The following is an 18244-nucleotide window of genomic DNA, read 5'->3' as shown; positions in this document are numbered from 1 at the left end:
GTCCTTTTCCTTTTACAGCAGGTGCTTGACGCCGTCCTGCTCGCCTTGCAGCTCGGCCAGGGTCTTGTCGATGCACTTCTTGCTGAACTCGTCGATGGCCAGGCCTTCGACGATCTTGTACTTGCCGCCCTCGGTCGTGACCGGGAAGCCGAAGATCACATCCTTCGGAATGCCGTACTCGCCGTTGGAAGGCACGCCCATGGTGACCCACTTGCCGTTGGAGCCCAGGGCCCAGTCGCGCATGTGGTCGATGGCGGCGTTGGCGGCGGAAGCGGCGGACGACAGGCCGCGCGCTTCGATGATGGCCGCGCCGCGCTTGCCCACGGTGGGCAGGAACACGGTTTCGTTCCAGACCTGGTCATTGATCGCGTCCTTGACGCTCTTGCCGCCGATGGTGGCGAAGCGGTAGTCGGCGTACATGGTGGGCGAGTGGTTGCCCCAGACGGTGAGCTTTTCGATCTCGCCGACCTTGCCGCCGGTCTTGGCGGCGATTTGCGAAGCGGCGCGGTTGTGGTCCAGACGCAGCATGGCGGTGAAGTTCTCGCGCGGCAGGCTGGGCGCGCTCTTCATCGCGATGTAGGCGTTGGTGTTGGCGGGGTTGCCAACCACGAGCACCTTGACGTTGCGCGAAGCCACTTGGTCCAGGGCCTTGCCCTGGGCCGTGAAGATTTGGGCGTTGGCGGCCAGCAGGTCGGCGCGCTCCATGCCGGGGCCGCGCGGACGGGCACCCACCAGCAGGGCGTAGTCGGCGTCCTTGAAGGCCACCAGCGGGTCCCCCGTGGGGATCACGCCCGCCAGCAGCGGGAAGGCGCAATCTTCCAGCTCCATGATCACGCCCTTGAGGGCCTTCTGGGCCTTCTCATCCGGAATTTCGAGCAATTGCAGGATGACGGGCTGGTCCTTGCCCAGCATTTCACCCGAGGCGATGCGAAACAGCAGGGCGTAACCGATTTGACCGGCAGCGCCGGTGACGGCGACGCGAACGGGCTTTTTGCTCATGGCAGGAACTCCAGGATTTTGTTGAAGAAGTTGAACGCGGGCACAGCCGTGGCGCTGCGAAACTCTGCCGCAAACACGCGGGCATGGCACCGCTGGGAAGCATTTGGAAGTGTAGCCCGAAAACAGCGCCGATTCAATTTGTCTTATGTCTTATATAAGATATGATTGACACCGATCAAGCCCAGCTCGCGAGCTTCCGCGCGCGGCTCGGCAACTTCATTCCCCTCACGCCCGCGACCCGCCCTGCCCCAGCCATGAGCTCCCAAACGCCCCCCAGCGCCGGTGACGCCGCGGACGGCATGGCGGCGTCGCCAGCCTCGGCGACTTCCCCGCTCGCGCCAGCGTTCAGCCCCCTGTACCAGCAGATCAAGGGGCTCATCCTGCAAAGCCTGCAGTCCGGGGAATGGAAGCCGGGCGAAGCCATCCCCAGTGAACTCGACCTGGCCGCGCGCTACCGCGTCAGCCAGGGCACGGTGCGCAAGGCCATCGATGAGCTGGCCGCGGACAACCTGCTGTTGCGCCGCCAGGGCAAGGGCACCTTCGTTGCCACACATGCCGAGCAACAGGTGCAGTACCGCTTCCTGCGGCTGATGCCCGATGCCTTCGACGCGGGCGAGCCACGCCAAGCGACCCCCGCCGAGCGCCACGTGATCGATTGCAAACGGGTACGCGCCAGCGCCGAGGTGGCGCGAGCGCTCGCCCTGCGCGCGGGCGACGGCGTGCTTCAAGTGCGCCGGGTGCTGTCCTTCTCGGGCCGCCCCACCATTCTGGAAGACCTGTGGCTGCCCGGCGCACCCTTCAAGGGACTCACGGCCGAGCGCCTGCGCGACAACCTGGGGCCGATGTACGCCCTGTTCGAGACCGAGTTTGGCGTGCGCATGGTGCGCGCCGAGGAAAAAATCCGCGCGGTGCTGCCGGACGCGGCGCAAAGCGCCTTGCTCAAGATCAGCCGCTCGACGCCCTTGCTGAGCGTGGAGCGCGTCGCCTACACCTACAACGATGTTCCGATGGAATTGCGCCGCGGCCTGTACCTGACCGACATGCACCACTACCGCAACGTGCTCAGTTGAATGGAGCACGACGCAAGGAACCCTCTCACGCGATACCCCCATGCAAAAAACGGATCACGCACCCAACAGCACGAAATGAATCACACGGGAATGCAGATAAGTCCCGCCTTGACCTAGAATCCGGCGACCTCGCTCCCCCTGCCGCCACCCGTGCATCGCGGAGCGAATTTTTCTTTTCACCAAGAGAGACACACCATGTCCGAGCTTGCCACTCCCACGCGGGCCCAGCGGCCCGAGTTCCGCAACATCAACGCCCTCAAGGACCTCCCCACCTACCGCCTGCCCGCGGCCGGCTGGGTGTCCATCCTGCACCGCGTCAGCGGCGCACTGATGTTCCTGCTGCTGCCCTTTGTCATCTGGCTGTTCGACACCGCCACCACCTCGGAGCTGTCTTACGAACGCTTCGCAGCCGCATTCAGCGCGGGCATCGGTTTCGTGCCGGGCTGGTTCGTCAAGCTGGCCACGCTGGGCCTGATCTGGGGCTACCTGCACCACATCATCGCGGGCCTGCGCCACCTTTGGATGGACGCGACGCACGCCGTCACCAAGGAATTCGGCCGTAACTCCGCCGTCGTCACATTGGTCCTGTCCATCGGGCTGACCCTCGTGCTGGGCGCCAAGCTGTTCGGCCTGTACTGAGTCAACAAGGAGCACACACCATGTCCGTCAACTACGGCTCCAAGCGCCTCGTCGTGGGCGCGCACTACGGCGTGCGTGACTGGATCGTCCAGCGCGCCACCGCCGTCATCATGGCCCTCTTCACCCTCTTGCTGCTGGCGCGCGTGCTGCTGAGCAGCGGCCCGCTGGGCTATGAGAGCTGGGCCGCCATCTTCGCGCCGCAATGGATGAAGGTGGTCACTTTCGCCGTCGTGATCGCGCTGGTCTGGCACGTCTGGGTCGGCATGCGCGACATCTGGATGGACTACATCAAGCCCGTCTGGCTGCGGCTGTCGCTGCAGGTGTTCACCATCGTCTGGCTGGCGGGCTGCGCCGGCTGGGCCCTCCAAGTCCTCTGGAGCCTCTGAGTCATGTCCTATACCTCTTCGTCCATCACCAAGCGCAAGTTCGACGTCGTCATCGTCGGCGCGGGCGGCTCCGGCATGCGCGCCTCGCTGCAACTGGCGCGCGCCGGCCTGAACGTCGCCGTGCTGTCCAAGGTCTTCCCCACCCGTAGCCACACCGTGGCGGCGCAAGGCGGCATCGGCGCCTCGCTGGGCAATATGTCCGAGGACAACTGGCACTACCACTTCTACGACACCGTCAAGGGCTCCGACTGGCTCGGTGACCAGGACGCCATCGAATACATGTGCCGCGAAGCGCCCAAGGTCGTCTACGAGCTGGAACACTTTGGCATGCCCTTCGACCGCAACCCGGACGGCACCATCTACCAGCGCCCCTTTGGCGGCCACACCGCCAACTATGGCGAGAAGCCCGTGCAGCGCGCCTGCGCGGCGGCCGACCGCACTGGCCACGCCATGCTGCACACCCTGTACCAGCAGAACGTCTCGGCCAAGACCCAGTTCTTCGTCGAATGGATGGCGCTGGACCTGATCCGCGACGCCGAGGGTGACGTGGTGGGCGTGACCGCGCTCGAAATGGAAACCGGCGACCTGCACATCCTGCAAGCCAAGACCGTGCTGCTGGCCACCGGCGGCGCGGGCCGCATCTTCGCGGCCTCCACCAACGCCTTCATCAACACGGGTGACGGCCTGGGCATGGCGGCGCGCTCGGGCATCCCGCTGCAAGACATGGAGTTCTGGCAGTTCCACCCCACCGGCGTGGCCGGCGCGGGCGTGCTGCTGACCGAAGGCTGCCGCGGCGAAGGCGCCATCCTGCTGAACAACAAGGGCGAGCGCTTCATGGAACGCTACGCCCCCACCTTGAAGGACCTGGCCCCGCGTGACTTCGTGTCCCGCTCCATGGACCAGGAAATCAAGGAAGGCCGCGGCTGCGGCCCCAACGGCGACTACGTGCTGCTCAAGCTCGACCACCTGGGCGCCGAGACCATCCACAAGCGCCTGCCCTCGGTCTACGAGATCGGCGTGAACTTCGCCAACGTGGACATCACGAAGGAGCCGATTCCCGTCGTGCCCACCATCCACTACCAGATGGGGGGCATTCCGACCAACATCAACGGCCAGGTCGTGGTGCAGCAAAACGGCAACGACCGCGCCATCGTCAACGGCCTCTATGCCGTGGGCGAATGCTCCTGCGTGTCGGTGCACGGCGCCAATCGCCTGGGCACGAACTCCCTGCTCGACCTGCTGGTCTTCGGCAAATCGGCGGGCAACCACATCGTCGAGTTCGCCTCGCGCACCAAGTCCCACAAGGAACTGCCCAAGGACGCGGCCGACAAGTCGCTGGCACGCCTGAACCGCCTGGACTCCGACGCCAAGGGCGAGTACTGCCAGACCGTGGCCAACGACATCCGCGCCACCATGCAGCAGCACGCGGGCGTGTTCCGCACGCAAGCCAGCATGGACGAGGGCGTGCGCAAGATCAACGCCATCCGCGAACGCGTGGGCGGCATTGGCCTGAAGGACACCTCCAAGGTCTTCAACATGGCGCGCATCGAGGCGCTGGAAGTCGAGAACCTGATCGAGTGCGCCCAGGCCACGATGATCTCGGCCGCCGCCCGCAAGGAATGCCGCGGCGCGCACACGGTCAAGGACTACGAGCACCCGGCCGACCACCCCACGGCACCGCTGGGCCGCGACGATGCCAACTGGATGAAGCACACCCTGTGGCACAGCGCGAGCAATAGCCTGACCTACAAGGCCGTCAACCTTAAGCCGCTGACCGTGGAATCCGTGCCGCCCAAGGTGCGCACGTTCTGAACGTCACGCAAGCGCATCCAAGGACCAACATCATGCAAAAACGCACTTTCAGCATCTACCGCTACGACCCGGACAAGGACGCCAAGCCCTACATGCAGACCATCGAGATCGAACTCGAAGGCAATGAACGCATGCTGCTCGACGCCCTGGTCAAGCTCAAGGCCGTGGACCCGACGCTGTCCTTCCGCCGCTCCTGCCGCGAAGGCGTCTGCGGCTCGGACGCGATGAACATCAACGGCAAGAATGGTCTGGCCTGCCTGACCAACCTGAAGACGCTCAAGGGCACCATCGTGCTCAAGCCCCTGCCGGGCCTGCCCGTCGTGCGCGACCTGATCGTGGACATGACGCAGTTCTTCACGCAGTACCACAGCATCAAGCCTTACCTCGTCAATGAGCAAGTGCCGCCCGAGAAGGAGCGCCTGCAGTCGCCGGAGGAGCGCGAGGAACTCAACGGCCTGTACGAGTGCATCTTGTGCGCGAGCTGCTCGACCAGCTGCCCCAGCTTCTGGTGGAACCCGGACAAGTTCGTTGGCCCGGCCGGCCTGCTGCAGGCTTACCGCTTCATCGCGGACAGCCGCGACCAAGCCACCGCCGAGCGTCTGGACAACCTGGAAGACCCGTACCGTCTGTTCCGCTGCCACACCATCATGAATTGCGTCGATGTTTGCCCCAAGGGTTTGAACCCCACCAAGGCCATCGGCAAGATCAAGGAAATGATGGTGGCGCGCTCGGTCTGACGGGCCGGGCCCGAGAGACTCACGCAAGAAAGTCAGGATGACCTTGATGACGGAAGATGCGCGCATCGATGAACGCAGTCTGAGCAAGCTCAAGTGGCGCTGCCGCCGGGGCCTGCTGGAAAACGATCTGTTCGTCGAGCGCTTCTTCCAGCAGCATGAGTCGTCCCTGACGGTGCGCCAGGCCGCCGGCCTGTCCGCGCTGATGGAGCTGAGCGACAACGACCTGCTCGACCTGAATCTGGGACGCAAGCCCCTGGCGCAGGTGGCACCCGAGATGGATCGTGACGAAGTGCGCGAAGTGCTGAAGATGTTGCAGCAACGCTAAGGTGTTGCTTTGATCCCCCCAGCTTGATGAGAGAAAGGTCAAGAAAATGAAACTAGCAGACAACAAAGCCACCCTGTCGTTCAGCAACGGCAAGCCCGCCATCGACCTGCCCGTTTACTCGGGCAACATCGGCCCGGACGTGATCGACATCCGCAAGCTTTACGGCCAGACGGGCATGTTCACGTATGACCCGGGCTTCCTCTCGACGGCTTCTTGCCAGTCCGCCATCACCTACATCGACGGCGACAAGGGCGAACTGCTCTACCGCGGCTACCCCATCGAGCAGCTCGCGGTGAACTGCGACTTCCTGGAAACCTGCTATCTGCTGCTCAAGGGCAACCTGCCCAACGCCACGGAGAAGAAGGACTTCACCGACCTGGTGACGCGCCACACCATGGTGAACGAGCAGATGCAGTTCTTCCTGCGTGGCTTCCGCCGCGACGCCCACCCCATGGCCATCCTGACGGGCCTGATCGGCGCGCTGTCGGCGTTCTACCACGACAGCACGGACATCAACAACCCGGAGCACCGCGAGATCTCGGCCATCCGCCTGATCGCCAAGCTGCCGACGCTGGTCGCCATGGCCTACAAGTACGGCATCGGCCAGCCCTACATGTACCCGCAGAATGACCTGAGCTACTCCGGCAACTTCCTGCGCATGATGTTCGCCACGCCTTGCGAGGAGTACAAGGTCAACCCCGTGATCGAGAAGGCGCTGGACCGCATCTTCATCCTGCACGCCGACCACGAACAGAACGCCTCCACCTCCACGGTGCGCCTGTGCGGCTCCTCCGGCACCAACCCCTTCGCCGCGATCGCGGCCGGCGTGGCCTGCCTCTGGGGCCCGGCCCACGGCGGCGCCAACGAAGCCTGCTTGAACATGCTGGAAGACCTGCAGGCCAATGGCGGCGTGGCCAAGGTCGGCGAATTCATGGAGAAGGTCAAGGACAAGAACTCCGGCGTGCGCCTGATGGGCTTTGGCCACCGCGTCTACAAGAACTATGACCCGCGCGCCAAGCTGATGCAGGAAACCTGCGATGAGGTGCTGACCGAGCTGGGCCTGGAAAAGGACCCGCTGTTCGCCCTGGCCAAGGCCCTGGAAAAGATCGCCCTGGAAGACGACTACTTCGTCTCGCGCAAGCTCTACCCCAACGTGGACTTCTACTCCGGCATCGTGCAGCGCGCCATCGGCATCCCGGTCAATCTGTTCACCGGCATCTTCGCCCTGGCCCGCACGGTCGGCTGGATCGCTCAACTGAACGAGATGATCGGCGACCCCGAGTACAAGATCGGCCGTCCCCGTCAGCTGTTCACCGGCTCCGTGCGCCGCGACGTGCCGCACATCACGAAGCGCTGATCCGTTACATCGGGAATACAAGTAGTCACAGCTACTTGTGTTTTCCAAGTAAAAGCCCGCCGAGTTTCGGCGGGCTTTTTTATATGCGTTGATTTGCTCAGAAGAGCAACGCTATGAGTTTGAAACTTTCCCGCTCAATGAGGGAGCGATTCAACTGATCAACTTATCGCGACCATGCTTCAAGCACCACTTCTTTTCTGATTTTTTCCGAGTTTCTTGAAAGCACTTCAAGGACAACAACATCTCCGGGCGATTTTGAGACAACTTCTTTTTCCATGAAGTAACCTCCATACGAAAATGGCACGCCGTTGATTGCCGCCAGCCGCTGGCCCTCAACAAGTCCAGCTCTATCCGCAGCTGATCCAGAGCTGACGTAGGTAATAAATCCTTCCTTATCCCAGCTAATTCCCAAGCGAACTTTCGAGTATCGACATGCGATGCCATATAGATGTGGGCGCTGGATTTGGCTAGACATCATGATGCCGCCGCCATAGGTGCCTACGCCTTCATCTTTGGATATCTCTTTTCCTGTAATGGTTACGCAATCGGCACCAACCTTTTGCGCCTCTTGAACCAATACTCTTTCAAGAGTAGCTTGATCCGCGTAGGCGTTTCCATGGGCTGCTACGGCTGCAATTCGAACATAAGGTCGCGACGGCGATTCACCCTGCCGAAAGACATCAACGCTTCCATTTCCTTGAGAAGAACTCATGTAGTTCGCAGACGGTAGTAATTCATGAACTCCTGATGCCGAGGCACAGCCGCCAACTAAAGCAGCGACAGAAAGCGAGAATACTATTGAAAAGATAGCGTTCATATTTTCCCTGTTGAATATTGATGGATGGGGGTAAGCTTTAATCAAAGTCAACGTTTGAATTCACGACCAATATGATTGCTGCAACGCTCCCCTTGGAATGATAGGACAAACTCGATAAAAACCACTTGAGCGCGTACGTGCCTGAATCTTTTATTCAAAGTACTAACAGACATATCCTATTGGACTCATCATCCAACGATCAAGCATGGCCGCGCATGCTGACCGATATAAACATCGCTTGCTGAAGCAGATACTGCCTCGTGGCCGGATCGACGCACAAGCCGATCGCACGTTCCAAGGCGGTGCTGGCCTCTTTCAGCCGGCCTAGCCTTTGCATCAAGGTGCTCAGGAGCACCCAATACGGTTGATAGCCCTCCACGGCCTCGGTGGGCAGCTGGGCCAGAAGTTGCAAGGCGAAATCAGGGCCCTGGACCTTGGACCATGCCGAGGCCCTCGCGACCCAGGTTCCCAAAGCCGGCGCCCTGCTGGCCAGCCCGTCGTACAACAGCGCGATGGACTGCCAGTCGGTCGCGTACCCCGCGGATCTTCGTGCGTGCACCGACTGAATCGCCGCCTCCAGCTGAAATCTTCCCAAGGTATTCAACAAGGAGGCCTGCGCCAGCAACTCATCGGCTTCGGCGATCAGGGGATGCAGCCAGAGCGACGTGTCTTGCTCATCCAGTGGCACGAACTCACCCGACGCATTGCGACGGGCAGGACGACGTGCCTCGCAATGGAGCATCAAGGCCAGCAGGCCTTTGACTTCCGCCTGCTCGGGCATCTGCAAGTGCAGCAAGCGCCCCAGTTCCACGGCTTCCGCGGCGTGGCCACGACGCGGTGAGTCGGCGCCCAGCAGTTCGTCCCATCCGAGGCCATAGATTCCATAGATGGCTTGCAAGACCGCGTCCAGGCGTTCCGGCAACGCCTTGTGGTCTGGCACCTCATAGGAAATCCTGGCGTCACGGATTTTGGCCTTGGCCCGGGCAAGGCGTTGCGCCATGGTGGCCGGTTTGACCAAGAATGCCGAGGCGATGTCGCCCGCATCGAGCCCCAATACCACTTGCAGCATCAACGGCGTTCGCGCCGCGACATCGATGGCGGGATGAGCGCAGACGAACAGGAGCTTGAGTCGCTCGTCGGGGAAAGCCGCCCCCTCCTCCACGCCGTCCATCGCTTCGTCGGCAATGGACAGCAAGGTGGTCACCGCCTCCGCCCGCACCGCATCGTGCCGGTGGGCGTCGATCACCCGGCGCCTGGCTGCGGTGAGCAGCCAAGCCTCCGGATTCCGAGGAATCCCTTGATTCGGCCACGTCTCCAGGGCTGAGCGAAACGCATCGGCCAACGCATCCTCGGCTTGCGCAATCCCGCCCGAGCGGGACGCCAGCAGCGCGATCAAGCGCCGACACGACTCCCGCGCGACCCTCGCGACGGCCGCATGGGCCGGGTGATCAGGGCCCATCAGTCGTTGGGCAAGTTCGGACGCACCTCGATCACCAGGCCCGGGCGTTGCGGGAAGCGCGCCGCCCATTCGAGCGCAGTATCCAGATCCGGCACGTTGACGATGAACAAGCCACCCAATTGCTCCTTGGTGTCGGCATAAGGCCCGTCCTGAACAAGGTGCTTGCCCTGCTCGAAGCGCAGGGTCGTCGCCATGCTGGGCGGCTGCAGACCCGCGCCCCCGACGAAGACGCCCGCGTCCTTGAGCGCCTTCAAGTAACGCATCGTCCCTCCCCAGTAGTTCTCTTGCTGTCGCGGATCGGTGCGCGCCGCGAATCCCTCGTCGCTTTCGTGAATCAGAATGGTGTATTGCATGATCGGTCCTTTCGCTATCGGTGGGTGTGCAGGGAAGGTCCCGACACATCTTCATGTCGTTGCAGCGGACATGATTTCGACAAGCGAACGAAAATTTTCCAGTCACTCCTCCCTCGGGAACAAGGATGGGAGGGGCTAAGCTTCTTTCTGCGACGCCAGGCGGGCCGTTTCCATTTCCTGCTCGGTGAGCGGTGCGGCCCAGACATCGTTGGCGTGCTGGGTATCGAGGTACTCTCGGACCGAAACGATCTTCCCGTCTCTGAACTTCAGAAGCATGTGGTACTCCTGCCGATACTGGCGCCCATTCTTCAAGTCGCCCTCGGAGACGACCTCAAGGGCGACATGATCGCCTTCGGCGATGCAGAACACCACCGTCATCTTCAAACCGTTCTCCAGCGCATTGACCATGCGATGAAAGAGGCGGCCAATCTTGTCCTTGGGGTACAGGCCAGCAGAGGGCGACCGCTCCTTCTTCCCAGGTATCCACCATGTCGCGTCATCGGCCATCGTGTCCAGGGCGCCTTCGAGATCACTGGCCGTGAAGCGCTCGAAGAATCTGAAAGCGACAACCTTGTTCTCTTGCGTGTTCATGGGCAATTCGTCCTTCACAGTGAGGGGGGCAGGAGATCGATCCAGGGATTGTTCACAGCCTGACGACGCCGCTCGTCATCTGTCACGTCGGTCGAATGATCTGCAGTTGACGAAGTTGGCGCTCCAACTCTGCCATGCCGCTCCAGGGCAGGATGGGCGAGTTCTTGCGTTCGTCCGGAGGATTCGATGGCAAGGCATCGGACCAGCCCCCATGCCCCACCAAAGGCAAGAGCGGGCGCTTGTGCAACCAGGCCAGGCAGACCTCCGAAATCGTGCCCGCGCGCCCGCCGATGACCAGGCAGGCGTCGCCCGACAGCGCCATCAGCAGGTTGCGCGCATCGCCCATGCCGCAGGGCACCACCACCGTCGCAGGCCAATCCGCAGGCGGCATTTCATCGGGCGGCACGATGCTGAGTACCAGACCACCCGCAGCAATGGCGCGTTCCGCCGCGACCCGGGTCGCGGGGCTGCCGCAACCGCTGACCAAGGTGATACCGTGCCGGGCCAGCAGCGCACCGGCCTCGCCGGCCAACTCGTAGGCGGTGGAACCCGGTTCGGCGCTGCCGAGTACACAGACCTGGGGTTGACGGAAAGATGCGGATGCACGGGACATGGCGATGACGTTCCTCGTTTTTCAGTTTCAGTTTCAGTTCCAGTGAACCACCCGATCAGGCCGGCCCCTTGGGCCGCAGTTCCTTGCGCACGACCAACTTCAGGCCCGACCAGACCTCCGTGACAGCGCAAACCTTCACATCGACCCAGCCCAGCGGCAAGGCCAGTTCGCGGATGGTGTCTTCGGTGACGGTGGTGGGCACCTTGGCGGACTTCTTGGGCCACGACACCCAGACCGCCGCGTCCGGGTGCAACGCCTTGCGCAAGCGCGCCAGTTCCGAGGCCAGAACCTCGCGCTCGGTCACGAAGAGGTGGACCAGGTGGGTGCTCGCACCGAGCCGGTTCTGGATCTGCGCGCCAGCAGGCAACTCACCCACGATGGCGGCGTAGTCAGCCGGGCCGTGCAGCACCGCCAGGCGCGTGGCCTCGGTGATGCCGAGCTTCTTGGGCAAGGGTGTTCCTGAATAACCAACGGCCATGGCGCCTCCTGCGATTCCAGCGGGTTCAGACAATCTCGGTCGCGCGCATGGCGAGCACCGCAGCAGTGATCGAAGCGATGCAACGCACATGGTTCCAGAACAGCCACTCGCGCAGGTAGACCGGCCAGTAAGCCTCCGCTTCGGATGTCGCCGCGCCCAGGGCCGCGAGCCGGTTGTTGCGCGGCACGTTGAACGCCAGGGTCACCACCACCGAACCGACCCCGTAGACGAGGAACGCGGCCAGCAACCACGGGTCAGCGTGGGGCTTGCTCCGAGCCAAGTAGGTGGAGACAGCCAGCAACGGTGCCGTTCCCAGGAACACGCCCAGAAACAGTGGATGGATGACCGCGATGTTGATGCGCTGCATCGCCAGGATGCCTTGCGCGGGTGGCATGGACGCCAGGGCGCGCATCACGAAAACGGAGAAGGCGAAGAACACCCCGCCGACAAGCGCCGAGGCGATAACGGATGCCGTGGTCATCAAATCAATGATCATCGTTTTTTGTCACTTCAGCACACCCGTCACCCAAGGAAAACCCTAGGGCCGCTGCGCCGTGTCGAATCTGCCGGATGCGGTTCGTCGTGGTGCTGGACAGCAGTCTAAGAGAACTGCGACCACCCCACGTGAGGAACCCCAGCCATGAACTTTCAGATAACCCCACTGCCCTGCGCTTGCGGACGATGCGTCTTGCAGCTTGAGGGCACGCCCATCATCAGCGCCGAATGCCTCTGCACGGATTGCCAGCACGCTGGCGCCTTTTTGCAAACGCTGCCCGGCGCCAAACCGGTACTGGACCACCACGGCGCGACCCGGTTTGAGCTGTACCGCAAGGACAGGGTGTGGTGCGCGAGAGGATCGGGCCATTTGCGGGAGCACAGACTGTCAAGAAGCTCGCCCACCCGCCGCGTCGTCGCGAGCTGTTGCAACACGCCCATGTTCATGGAATTCGGGGGTGGCCATTGGCTCAGCCTCTACGGCGGCCTCTGGCCAGCGGGCACCTTGCCCCCGCTGGAAATCAGGACGATGACCCGGAGCAAGCCCGAAGGCGTGGTGCTACCGAAGGATGTGCCCAACCCTGGCACACACACCTGGGCGTTCTACCTTCGGCTCTTTCTTGCCTGGGTGGACATGGGTTTTCGCGTGCCCAAGGTTGATTTCGTGCGGGGAGGCCTGGATGCGCCATGACACCGACAAGGTGGAGATCGAGAACATCAACACACCGGGCCGGGTGGAGCGCGTGGACCGCGCCAAGTACCTGGCCATGAAAGAGGCCTTGATGTCCGTTCTACCCAAGACATCCCCGGGGCTGACCGTGGCCGAGGTCAAGTCCGCAATCCTCCCGCTGCTGCCACAGGACTTGTTTCCTGCAGGGGCCAAGGCCGGGTGGTGGCTCAAAGCCACGCAACTGGACCTGGAAGCCAAGGGACTCCTCCAGCGGGAGAACACCAAGCCGCTGCGCTTGAGGCGATAAAGATGAGCCAATAGAGCTAATAGAGCTGAGCCGACCGCCCTCGCGTTGCCCATCGCAATCCCGTGGCAGGCCAGGCCGAACGCACAGTTTGATGGCTCGGGTTCATGGGTCTGCGTCCGATATCGGGGCCTCAGAGCGCCTCGCGAAGAGGCAACGCCCAGGGCAAAACCGCCCAGGCCATGCCGAGCGGCACCACTTGGAGTCGAACTAGCCGCCTTTGCATCGCGGGTCCCAGCGCCGATCAACGTCCAGCAAACTTGTCTTGGGGTCTCCGGAATCCGTGAAACGCCAAGCGCAATAGCCATACTGAAACCAGCGCGGGAAAGATACTCCGCAAATGGCGGTGAGTTCTTCTGGGGTGTGGTGCCAATGGGGGGGAATGGCCGCGAAGAAAAGATCATTCGCGACCCGCTTGGTTCGAATGACGAGGGACCGCGCAAAGTGCTTGAACGATCCTCTCGGGGCCAAATCGTCCACGTCGGGATGTGAGTAGAAATAGCGAATGCCTTGCAGCGCCTGGCCGAAATTGAGCGCAGCGTGCTTTGCGTATTCTTCAAACCAGCGCTTCATGGACATGTTCGACACCTGCCAAGATTCAGTACAGACCCCTCGCCACCTTCGCCGGTGCGAAGTTCGGGTCCAAAGGAGGTCAACCGTGCCACCACGGCTATTCAGGCCGATGGCAGACGGCCTCGACATTGTTGCCCTCCGGGTCGATGACGAAGGCGCCGTAGTAATGGGCATGGTAGTGCGGGCGCAGACCGGGCGGCCCGTTGTCCTGGCCGCCAGCGGCAATCGCGGCTTGGTAGAAGGCATCAACGGCAGCGCGGCTGCTGGCCTTCCAGGCCAGATGACAACCGGTGGTCACGGGCGAGCCGCCATGGGGCGAGGGGCCGTCGATGAACCACACGTCCGCCTTCTTGCCATCTGGTTCGGAAGGGTCCGGATAGGCAAAGCCCAGGAGGTTCGATCCGTAGTTGCCCTCGAAACACAGGGAGTAACCCAGGGGCGTCAGGGCGGCGGTGTAGAAGGCCTTTGCACGCTGGATGTCGCGAACACGAAAGGTCATGTGGTCAAGCATGTGCGTGGTCTCCGATGAACTCCAACTTGGGAAATTGATGATGGTTCAAGGTCAAGGCGTCTCACGCCCAGCGCCCAGGCGGCCCGAGGCGGACTGCCTGCCGCCCGTGGCCGGCTGCAGCACGCCCGCCTTGCCCAAGCCAAAGGGCGGCATGTTGACATAGACGTTCTCATGGCTGCCCGCCGAGGCCTGGTAGGTCTCATGCCAAATGCCCACCGAGCCGTCCGTGCCTATGGCCTTGTTGAAGGCGCGCCAGGCGGGCAGATGCGCCGTGTCCTTGTTCTTGGCGTAGGCCAGCAGCTGATCCATCGAGCGCCAGTACTGCACTTGGATGATGGTGCGCGAGAACCACATTTCCGCGTGCAACAGCCCCAGTTCGGGTTGCTGACTCAGTTCCTTGAGCATGCGTGGCATGGCCTGGGCGACCGAGAGCCACTTATGGATCAACCAGGGTTTGTTGATCCGCATGCCGATCAGGAAGACGACAAAGTCGCCCTCCAGCGTCGCGGTCAATCGTTCCTTGTGGATCATGGTCTATCCGGCATCAGGTCTTGGCCGGCGCTGCCGCAGCGGGAGGGCCGTCGAACCGCTCAAGCGACTGATCCACACAGGCCCAATGGGGCGCGCTCGCAACCCAGATGTTGGTGCTGGGCTTGATTGCCGACGGATCATCCAGGGTGCCGATACGGACCACCGTGAGCCCCGGACGGCCGGTGGAATCGGAAAACAGATGACTCCCGCATGTCGCGCAGAAGCGTCGGGTGACCAAGTTGCCGCTGTCGGCTTTCTTGTCATGGCCGCTTGGGGTGCCCGTGATCCGGATCGCGTTGCTGGGAAAAAGCACGTTCACAGTCCCGTTCGACGCGATGCGCTGGCAATCCCTGCACCAGCACACCCTCGATGGACCTGGGTCGGCCGAGATCTCATAACGAATTTCGCCGCAGAGGCAGCCACCGGTCAGCAACTTCATGGGGTCTCCTTGCATTTCTTGAGCGGTGCGCGGCAGTGTCTTAGTCAACCCGCGCCCAGACCGTGTTCTACATCCTGCCAACGTAGTGCCGACCGGGTGGCGACCTCAGGTCGAACCGCGTTGGCTTTGACTTTCAGCGCTAAGGCACATACGGCCCCTTGACCTCGCCCCAGCCCCACTTGGGCATGGGCGCGTCGGGGTTGACCTCCGCGCCGTCTTGGGAGTTCAGTACCGCGAGGCGGGAACCCCACTCCAGGTAGCCCACCAAGGCGGACCGGAACTCGGGGTCATCCGGCATGCCCAATTCGTCGGCGGTGTCGAGCAAGAGCGCCAGCCAGGCGCGCCGCTGTTCCTGGGTGAGGTGCCGATTCAGGTGCTGGCGAATCATGTGCGGATGACCGCCATGGTCAGCCGAGTACGTCTCTGGCCCGCCCAGCACCTCCGCCAGAAACGCGGCGACGTGCTGGGCATGTTGAGGGTTCATGTGGGCGAACACCGGCGCCAATGTCGGGTTGGCGGGAACACGCTCGTAGAAACGCGTGGTCAGACGCAACAGCGCGTCCATGCCGCCGAGCCAGGCATAGAGGGAGGGAGGGGTTGGGGTTTGCATCAGCACGCCTGTGATCAGAAGACCTTCTGCCAGTAGCCGACATCCAGCCACCGGCCGAACTTGTACCCCACTTGCTCAAAGCGAGCAACCTGTTTCATGCCGAACTTCTCGTGCAGGCGCACGCTGGCCTCGTTGGGCAACACAATGCCGCCCATCGCGGCATGGATGTCACGCTCCACCAGCGCGTCAAACAGCGCCTCGTACAAACGGCTGCCCAGGCCCCGCGCTTGGATGCCCTGCTGGAGGTAAACCGAAATCTCCACCGAGTAGCGGTACGCCGAGCGGGTTTTCCATTTGCTGGCATACGCATAACCGAGCAACTGCCCCGATTCTTCCAGCACCAGCCAAGGCAGCCCGGCCGCCTGGATGTCCGTGATTCGCCCCGCCATGTCGTCGACGGAAACCGGAAGCTCCTCGAAGGTGATGGTCGTGTTGGCGACGTAGTGGTTGTAGATGCCGACGATGGCTTCGGCGTCGGAGGGCAGGGCAAGGCGAATCACATCAGGTCTCCAGAATCACGCCGTCATCAAGACGGCCGCCTCGATTGAAATCAAAAAAATCCGCAAATGCGCGGCGGTTCAGCGGGTAAGGAACGCGAGGAATTCATCCACAGGCAGTGATTTGGAGAAGAACCAGCCCTGACCCAGCCGAACGCCAAGCTCTCTGAGGGTCCTGGCTTGCACTTCGTGCTCTATGCCCTCGGCCACGATCACCGGACGGCCTGAGGCAGCGACACGTCTGATTTCTTCCTTTGTCTCTTCGATCATTCCGTCGCTCAAGATCTGGTCGACCACGCTCTTGTCGATCTTGATGTAGTCCAGCTTGGTTCTCGCAAGCAGCAAGAGGTTCAGGTTGCCGGATTCAACGTCATCGATCGCGATGCCGAGACCGAGCCGACGGGCGGAACGCAAGCCTTCGAGCGAAACCTGATCCGGTGCGCCACGCTCGGTCAACTCAAGGACGAACTGCGGGTACAGATCTTTGACACCAGCGTGGTGCGCTGCGTACTGCAACCCGCCGCGTCCAAACAACTCAGGGGGAACGTTGAGGGAGAGGTGAAAGTCTCGGTGCGCTCTCAACCACGCGCCCAGCTCCAAGGCCACTTGCTCCACCAGCCAGTAAGTCAGAACCCCTATCGCAGGAGTCCCCTCTATTTCGGGAATGAAAACCGCTGGGGAAACCGTTTTCCCGTCCTTCTTCCAACGAACCAGCGCTTCCGCAGCGACGCACTCGCCCGAGGCCAGCGAAACGATGGGCATGTATTCGACGTGAAACTCACCCCGCTCGATCCCCCAAATGACATCATCATTGCTCGTCGTCACAGACCCTCCCGAATGTCCATCCTGAGCTGAATGCTCATTCCCTGGGTGATTCTAAGATTTGTGCTGGGAGGTCAGCGCCGGCAAGGAGGGTGTGATGTTCTCGATGGATCCAATGAAAGCTCTCGGAGGGAATTCACCGTTCAGTGGCGCGGAGGCGGGATCAGATCAACCTTGAGTACAACCGGGCTCCCCACACCGCAAAACGTCGATAACTCTTGCGGATCTTATGCAGCCGCTTTTATTGATAGTCTCGCCGCGACGCAAATTCCATGTCGGCACGGGACTTCAATGATCCCACCTCAGATGCCGGATATACGATTGCAAGCGCTTTACTCACTGGTCCTCAATCGCTCAGTCTCTTGCCCTTGAGGGGGGAGGCCATGTACGAGGGGTTAGGCGTCAGCGCTCACGGCTCTGGGTTGATCTGCGACGAGAACGTGGCGTCGTGGGCCTGGGTGATTCTCAGATACTCCAGTTGGGTTCCGTTGCCAATGTCCCCCGCCACGGCGATGTCACCGGTCCCAGTATTCAGTGTCAGCCCCTGCTGCCCCGACGCGGTGCCGTCGACCGTGGAATTGAAGGTGATGTTGCCGTTGCCCGAGCTGGTGTTGAGCGTGACGTCCGTGGTCAGTCGCACCGCCTGGGCGAAGGTCAGGTTGTTGCCCGTCGAGAAGTTCCCACCCAGGGAGATCACACCCGTTTGACCGGAGCGACCGATTTGCAGGTTATCCGCAATGATCCGGTTGGATGGCGGCAGATTGCTCAGTACGATACCGGCACCGGCGGAGGATGCCGACAATATCACCGTTCCATTCACGGCACTGATGTTGCCAGTCGCGCTGATCTGCGTATCGGCACGCAGATCCACGTTGCCAGTACTGGCCGTGATGCCACCACTGCCGACATTCAGACTGCCGGTGCCACCGTCGATCGTGACACTGGTGCCGTTGGCGGTCACGGCACCGCCGAAACTGTTGCCGGCGCTGTCCAGCGTGATCGCGTTCGCACCCGCGGCCAGCGTCGTCGTGCCCGTGACGCTCACGCTGCCCGTGTCACTCACCGCACTTGCGCTCGTCACCCCCAGGTTGCCACCCAGGCTCGTGGTCCCGAAGCTCGTCGTGCCCGTGCCCGTCGTCGTGGTCGTCAGGTTGTT

General features: G+C 62.2%; 24 protein-coding genes and 2 pseudogenes. 10 read left to right on the top strand and 16 right to left on the bottom strand.

Going from position 1 to position 18244, the window contains the following annotated elements; translation table 11 throughout:
• Positions 1 to 12: 12 nt before the first annotated feature.
• Positions 13 to 999, bottom strand: a complete 987-nt coding sequence (locus HGR_RS00120; RefSeq protein WP_006295993.1) for a malate dehydrogenase — start codon at positions 997 to 999, stop codon at positions 13 to 15.
• Between the two features lie 299 nt (positions 1000 to 1298).
• On the opposite strand from HGR_RS00120, the gene HGR_RS00115 reads away from it, so the two are divergent.
• The 7 genes from HGR_RS00115 to HGR_RS00085 all read left to right on the top strand — a co-directional run bounded on the left by HGR_RS00115 (position 1299) and on the right by HGR_RS00085 (position 7325).
• Positions 1299 to 2069 carry a GntR family transcriptional regulator gene (locus HGR_RS00115; protein WP_039851786.1) on the top strand — a complete coding sequence of 257 codons (771 nt, stop codon included), beginning with the start codon at positions 1299 to 1301 and terminating at the stop codon, positions 2067 to 2069.
• A gap of 195 nt (positions 2070 to 2264) precedes the next feature.
• Entirely contained in the window at positions 2265 to 2708 is a 444-nt protein-coding gene (sdhC, locus tag HGR_RS00110) for a succinate dehydrogenase, cytochrome b556 subunit (RefSeq protein WP_006295991.1), read from the top strand.
• Between the two features lie 20 nt (positions 2709 to 2728).
• Positions 2729 to 3094, top strand: coding sequence for a succinate dehydrogenase, hydrophobic membrane anchor protein (sdhD, locus tag HGR_RS00105; RefSeq protein WP_006295990.1), 366 nt, complete (start codon positions 2729 to 2731; stop codon positions 3092 to 3094).
• A gap of 3 nt (positions 3095 to 3097) precedes the next feature.
• Positions 3098 to 4906, top strand: a complete 1809-nt coding sequence (sdhA, locus tag HGR_RS00100; RefSeq protein ID WP_006295989.1) for a succinate dehydrogenase flavoprotein subunit — start codon at positions 3098 to 3100, stop codon at positions 4904 to 4906.
• Positions 4907 to 4938: 32 nt separating this feature from the next.
• Positions 4939 to 5643, top strand: coding sequence for a succinate dehydrogenase iron-sulfur subunit (locus HGR_RS00095; RefSeq protein WP_006295988.1), 705 nt, complete (start codon positions 4939 to 4941; stop codon positions 5641 to 5643).
• A 37-nt stretch (positions 5644 to 5680) separates the two neighbouring features.
• Entirely contained in the window at positions 5681 to 5968 is a 288-nt protein-coding gene (locus HGR_RS00090; protein ID WP_006295987.1) for an FAD assembly factor SdhE, read from the top strand.
• A gap of 46 nt (positions 5969 to 6014) precedes the next feature.
• Entirely contained in the window at positions 6015 to 7325 is a 1311-nt protein-coding gene (locus HGR_RS00085; protein WP_006295986.1) for a citrate synthase, read from the top strand.
• Between the two features lie 163 nt (positions 7326 to 7488).
• On the opposite strand, the gene HGR_RS17150 is transcribed toward HGR_RS00085, so the two are convergent.
• The 7 genes from HGR_RS17150 to HGR_RS00055 all read right to left on the bottom strand — a co-directional run bounded on the left by HGR_RS17150 (position 7489) and on the right by HGR_RS00055 (position 12117).
• Positions 7489 to 8142: a PDZ domain-containing protein gene (locus tag HGR_RS17150; protein WP_138922339.1), complete on the bottom strand. Its 654-nt coding sequence runs from the start codon at positions 8140 to 8142 to the stop codon at positions 7489 to 7491.
• A gap of 199 nt (positions 8143 to 8341) precedes the next feature.
• Positions 8342 to 9601 carry an RNA polymerase sigma factor gene (locus HGR_RS00080; protein WP_006295985.1) on the bottom strand — a complete coding sequence of 420 codons (1260 nt, stop codon included), beginning with the start codon at positions 9599 to 9601 and terminating at the stop codon, positions 8342 to 8344.
• Entirely contained in the window at positions 9601 to 9954 is a 354-nt protein-coding gene (locus HGR_RS00075; protein ID WP_006295983.1) for a YciI family protein, read from the bottom strand. The genes HGR_RS00080 and HGR_RS00075 overlap by 1 nt, the downstream gene beginning before the upstream one ends.
• 135 nt (positions 9955 to 10089) lie before the next feature.
• On the bottom strand, positions 10090 to 10545 hold the full coding sequence (locus HGR_RS00070) for a nuclear transport factor 2 family protein (protein ID WP_006295982.1): 456 nt from the start codon (positions 10543 to 10545) through the stop codon (positions 10090 to 10092).
• An 82-nt stretch (positions 10546 to 10627) separates the two neighbouring features.
• The gene (locus HGR_RS00065) at positions 10628 to 11158 is read right to left on the bottom strand and encodes an SLOG cluster 4 domain-containing protein (protein WP_006295981.1); all 531 of its coding nucleotides are present in this window, start codon (positions 11156 to 11158) and stop codon (positions 10628 to 10630) included.
• Positions 11159 to 11213: 55 nt separating this feature from the next.
• Positions 11214 to 11636: a DUF3052 family protein gene (locus tag HGR_RS00060; RefSeq protein ID WP_050797342.1), complete on the bottom strand. Its 423-nt coding sequence runs from the start codon at positions 11634 to 11636 to the stop codon at positions 11214 to 11216.
• 25 nt (positions 11637 to 11661) lie between these two features.
• Positions 11662 to 12117: an anthrone oxygenase family protein gene (locus HGR_RS00055; RefSeq protein WP_202796589.1), complete on the bottom strand. Its 456-nt coding sequence runs from the start codon at positions 12115 to 12117 to the stop codon at positions 11662 to 11664.
• 159 nt (positions 12118 to 12276) lie between these two features.
• On the opposite strand from HGR_RS00055, the pseudogene HGR_RS18050 reads away from it, so the two are divergent.
• From HGR_RS18050 to HGR_RS00045, 3 genes and pseudogenes are all read left to right on the top strand, one after another.
• Positions 12277 to 12564 (top strand): annotated as a pseudogene (locus HGR_RS18050) (hypothetical protein); the annotation flags it as partial.
• Positions 12565 to 12570: 6 nt separating this feature from the next.
• Positions 12571 to 12822: a hypothetical protein gene (locus tag HGR_RS17635; RefSeq protein WP_202796588.1), complete on the top strand. Its 252-nt coding sequence runs from the start codon at positions 12571 to 12573 to the stop codon at positions 12820 to 12822.
• Positions 12812 to 13108 carry a DUF6958 family protein gene (locus HGR_RS00045; protein ID WP_006295977.1) on the top strand — a complete coding sequence of 99 codons (297 nt, stop codon included), beginning with the start codon at positions 12812 to 12814 and terminating at the stop codon, positions 13106 to 13108. The genes HGR_RS17635 and HGR_RS00045 overlap by 11 nt, the downstream gene beginning before the upstream one ends.
• A 207-nt stretch (positions 13109 to 13315) precedes the next feature.
• On the opposite strand, the gene HGR_RS00040 is transcribed toward HGR_RS00045, so the two are convergent.
• From HGR_RS00040 to HGR_RS17455, 8 genes and pseudogenes are all read right to left on the bottom strand, one after another.
• Positions 13316 to 13684 (bottom strand): hypothetical protein, encoded by a 369-nt coding sequence (locus tag HGR_RS00040; RefSeq protein WP_039851767.1) that lies wholly within the window; start codon positions 13682 to 13684, stop codon positions 13316 to 13318.
• Positions 13685 to 13775: 91 nt separating this feature from the next.
• A complete protein-coding gene (locus HGR_RS00035; protein WP_006295976.1) occupies positions 13776 to 14189 on the bottom strand; it encodes a VOC family protein in 414 nt (137 codons plus the stop codon).
• Between the two features lie 51 nt (positions 14190 to 14240).
• Positions 14241 to 14720: a DUF4188 domain-containing protein gene (locus HGR_RS00030; protein WP_006295975.1), complete on the bottom strand. Its 480-nt coding sequence runs from the start codon at positions 14718 to 14720 to the stop codon at positions 14241 to 14243.
• 13 nt (positions 14721 to 14733) lie between these two features.
• Complete coding sequence (locus tag HGR_RS00025) at positions 14734 to 15159, bottom strand: GFA family protein (RefSeq protein ID WP_006295974.1); 426 nt, start codon at positions 15157 to 15159, stop codon at positions 14734 to 14736.
• Positions 15160 to 15298: 139 nt separating this feature from the next.
• On the bottom strand, positions 15299 to 15769 hold the full coding sequence (locus HGR_RS00020) for a group II truncated hemoglobin (RefSeq protein ID WP_039851764.1): 471 nt from the start codon (positions 15767 to 15769) through the stop codon (positions 15299 to 15301).
• A 14-nt stretch (positions 15770 to 15783) separates the two neighbouring features.
• Positions 15784 to 16269: an arsinothricin resistance N-acetyltransferase ArsN1 family B gene (locus HGR_RS00015; RefSeq protein ID WP_006295972.1), complete on the bottom strand. Its 486-nt coding sequence runs from the start codon at positions 16267 to 16269 to the stop codon at positions 15784 to 15786.
• A gap of 78 nt (positions 16270 to 16347) precedes the next feature.
• Positions 16348 to 17091 (bottom strand): EAL domain-containing protein, encoded by a 744-nt coding sequence (locus HGR_RS00010; protein ID WP_006295971.1) that lies wholly within the window; start codon positions 17089 to 17091, stop codon positions 16348 to 16350.
• 406 nt (positions 17092 to 17497) lie between these two features.
• Positions 17498 to 18244 (bottom strand): annotated as a pseudogene (locus HGR_RS17455) (hypothetical protein); the annotation flags it as partial.

This window comes from Hylemonella gracilis ATCC 19624, from assembly GCF_000211835.1.
GTDB lineage: Bacteria > Pseudomonadota > Gammaproteobacteria > Burkholderiales > Burkholderiaceae_C > Hylemonella > Hylemonella gracilis.
Note: the sequence above shows the minus strand (reverse complement) of the source record. Positions and strands in the feature narration are given on the sequence as shown.

Coding starts and splice junctions, on each gene's coding strand:
- HGR_RS00120 (WP_006295993.1), bottom strand. CDS start 999: ATGAGCAAAAAGCCCGTTCGCGTCGCCGTCACCGGCGCTGCCGGTCAA.
- HGR_RS00115 (WP_039851786.1), top strand. CDS start 1,299: ATGGCGGCGTCGCCAGCCTCGGCGACTTCCCCGCTCGCGCCAGCGTTC.
- sdhC (WP_006295991.1), top strand. CDS start 2,265: ATGTCCGAGCTTGCCACTCCCACGCGGGCCCAGCGGCCCGAGTTCCGC.
- sdhD (WP_006295990.1), top strand. CDS start 2,729: ATGTCCGTCAACTACGGCTCCAAGCGCCTCGTCGTGGGCGCGCACTAC.
- sdhA (WP_006295989.1), top strand. CDS start 3,098: ATGTCCTATACCTCTTCGTCCATCACCAAGCGCAAGTTCGACGTCGTC.
- HGR_RS00095 (WP_006295988.1), top strand. CDS start 4,939: ATGCAAAAACGCACTTTCAGCATCTACCGCTACGACCCGGACAAGGAC.
- HGR_RS00090 (WP_006295987.1), top strand. CDS start 5,681: ATGACCTTGATGACGGAAGATGCGCGCATCGATGAACGCAGTCTGAGC.
- HGR_RS00085 (WP_006295986.1), top strand. CDS start 6,015: ATGAAACTAGCAGACAACAAAGCCACCCTGTCGTTCAGCAACGGCAAG.
- HGR_RS17150 (WP_138922339.1), bottom strand. CDS start 8,142: ATGAACGCTATCTTTTCAATAGTATTCTCGCTTTCTGTCGCTGCTTTA.
- HGR_RS00080 (WP_006295985.1), bottom strand. CDS start 9,601: ATGGGCCCTGATCACCCGGCCCATGCGGCCGTCGCGAGGGTCGCGCGG.
- HGR_RS00075 (WP_006295983.1), bottom strand. CDS start 9,954: ATGCAATACACCATTCTGATTCACGAAAGCGACGAGGGATTCGCGGCG.
- HGR_RS00070 (WP_006295982.1), bottom strand. CDS start 10,545: ATGAACACGCAAGAGAACAAGGTTGTCGCTTTCAGATTCTTCGAGCGC.
- HGR_RS00065 (WP_006295981.1), bottom strand. CDS start 11,158: ATGTCCCGTGCATCCGCATCTTTCCGTCAACCCCAGGTCTGTGTACTC.
- HGR_RS00060 (WP_050797342.1), bottom strand. CDS start 11,636: ATGGCCGTTGGTTATTCAGGAACACCCTTGCCCAAGAAGCTCGGCATC.
- HGR_RS00055 (WP_202796589.1), bottom strand. CDS start 12,117: ATGACCACGGCATCCGTTATCGCCTCGGCGCTTGTCGGCGGGGTGTTC.
- HGR_RS17635 (WP_202796588.1), top strand. CDS start 12,571: ATGTTCATGGAATTCGGGGGTGGCCATTGGCTCAGCCTCTACGGCGGC.
- HGR_RS00045 (WP_006295977.1), top strand. CDS start 12,812: ATGCGCCATGACACCGACAAGGTGGAGATCGAGAACATCAACACACCG.
- HGR_RS00040 (WP_039851767.1), bottom strand. CDS start 13,684: ATGTCCATGAAGCGCTGGTTTGAAGAATACGCAAAGCACGCTGCGCTC.
- HGR_RS00035 (WP_006295976.1), bottom strand. CDS start 14,189: ATGCTTGACCACATGACCTTTCGTGTTCGCGACATCCAGCGTGCAAAG.
- HGR_RS00030 (WP_006295975.1), bottom strand. CDS start 14,720: ATGATCCACAAGGAACGATTGACCGCGACGCTGGAGGGCGACTTTGTC.
- HGR_RS00025 (WP_006295974.1), bottom strand. CDS start 15,159: ATGAAGTTGCTGACCGGTGGCTGCCTCTGCGGCGAAATTCGTTATGAG.
- HGR_RS00020 (WP_039851764.1), bottom strand. CDS start 15,769: ATGCAAACCCCAACCCCTCCCTCCCTCTATGCCTGGCTCGGCGGCATG.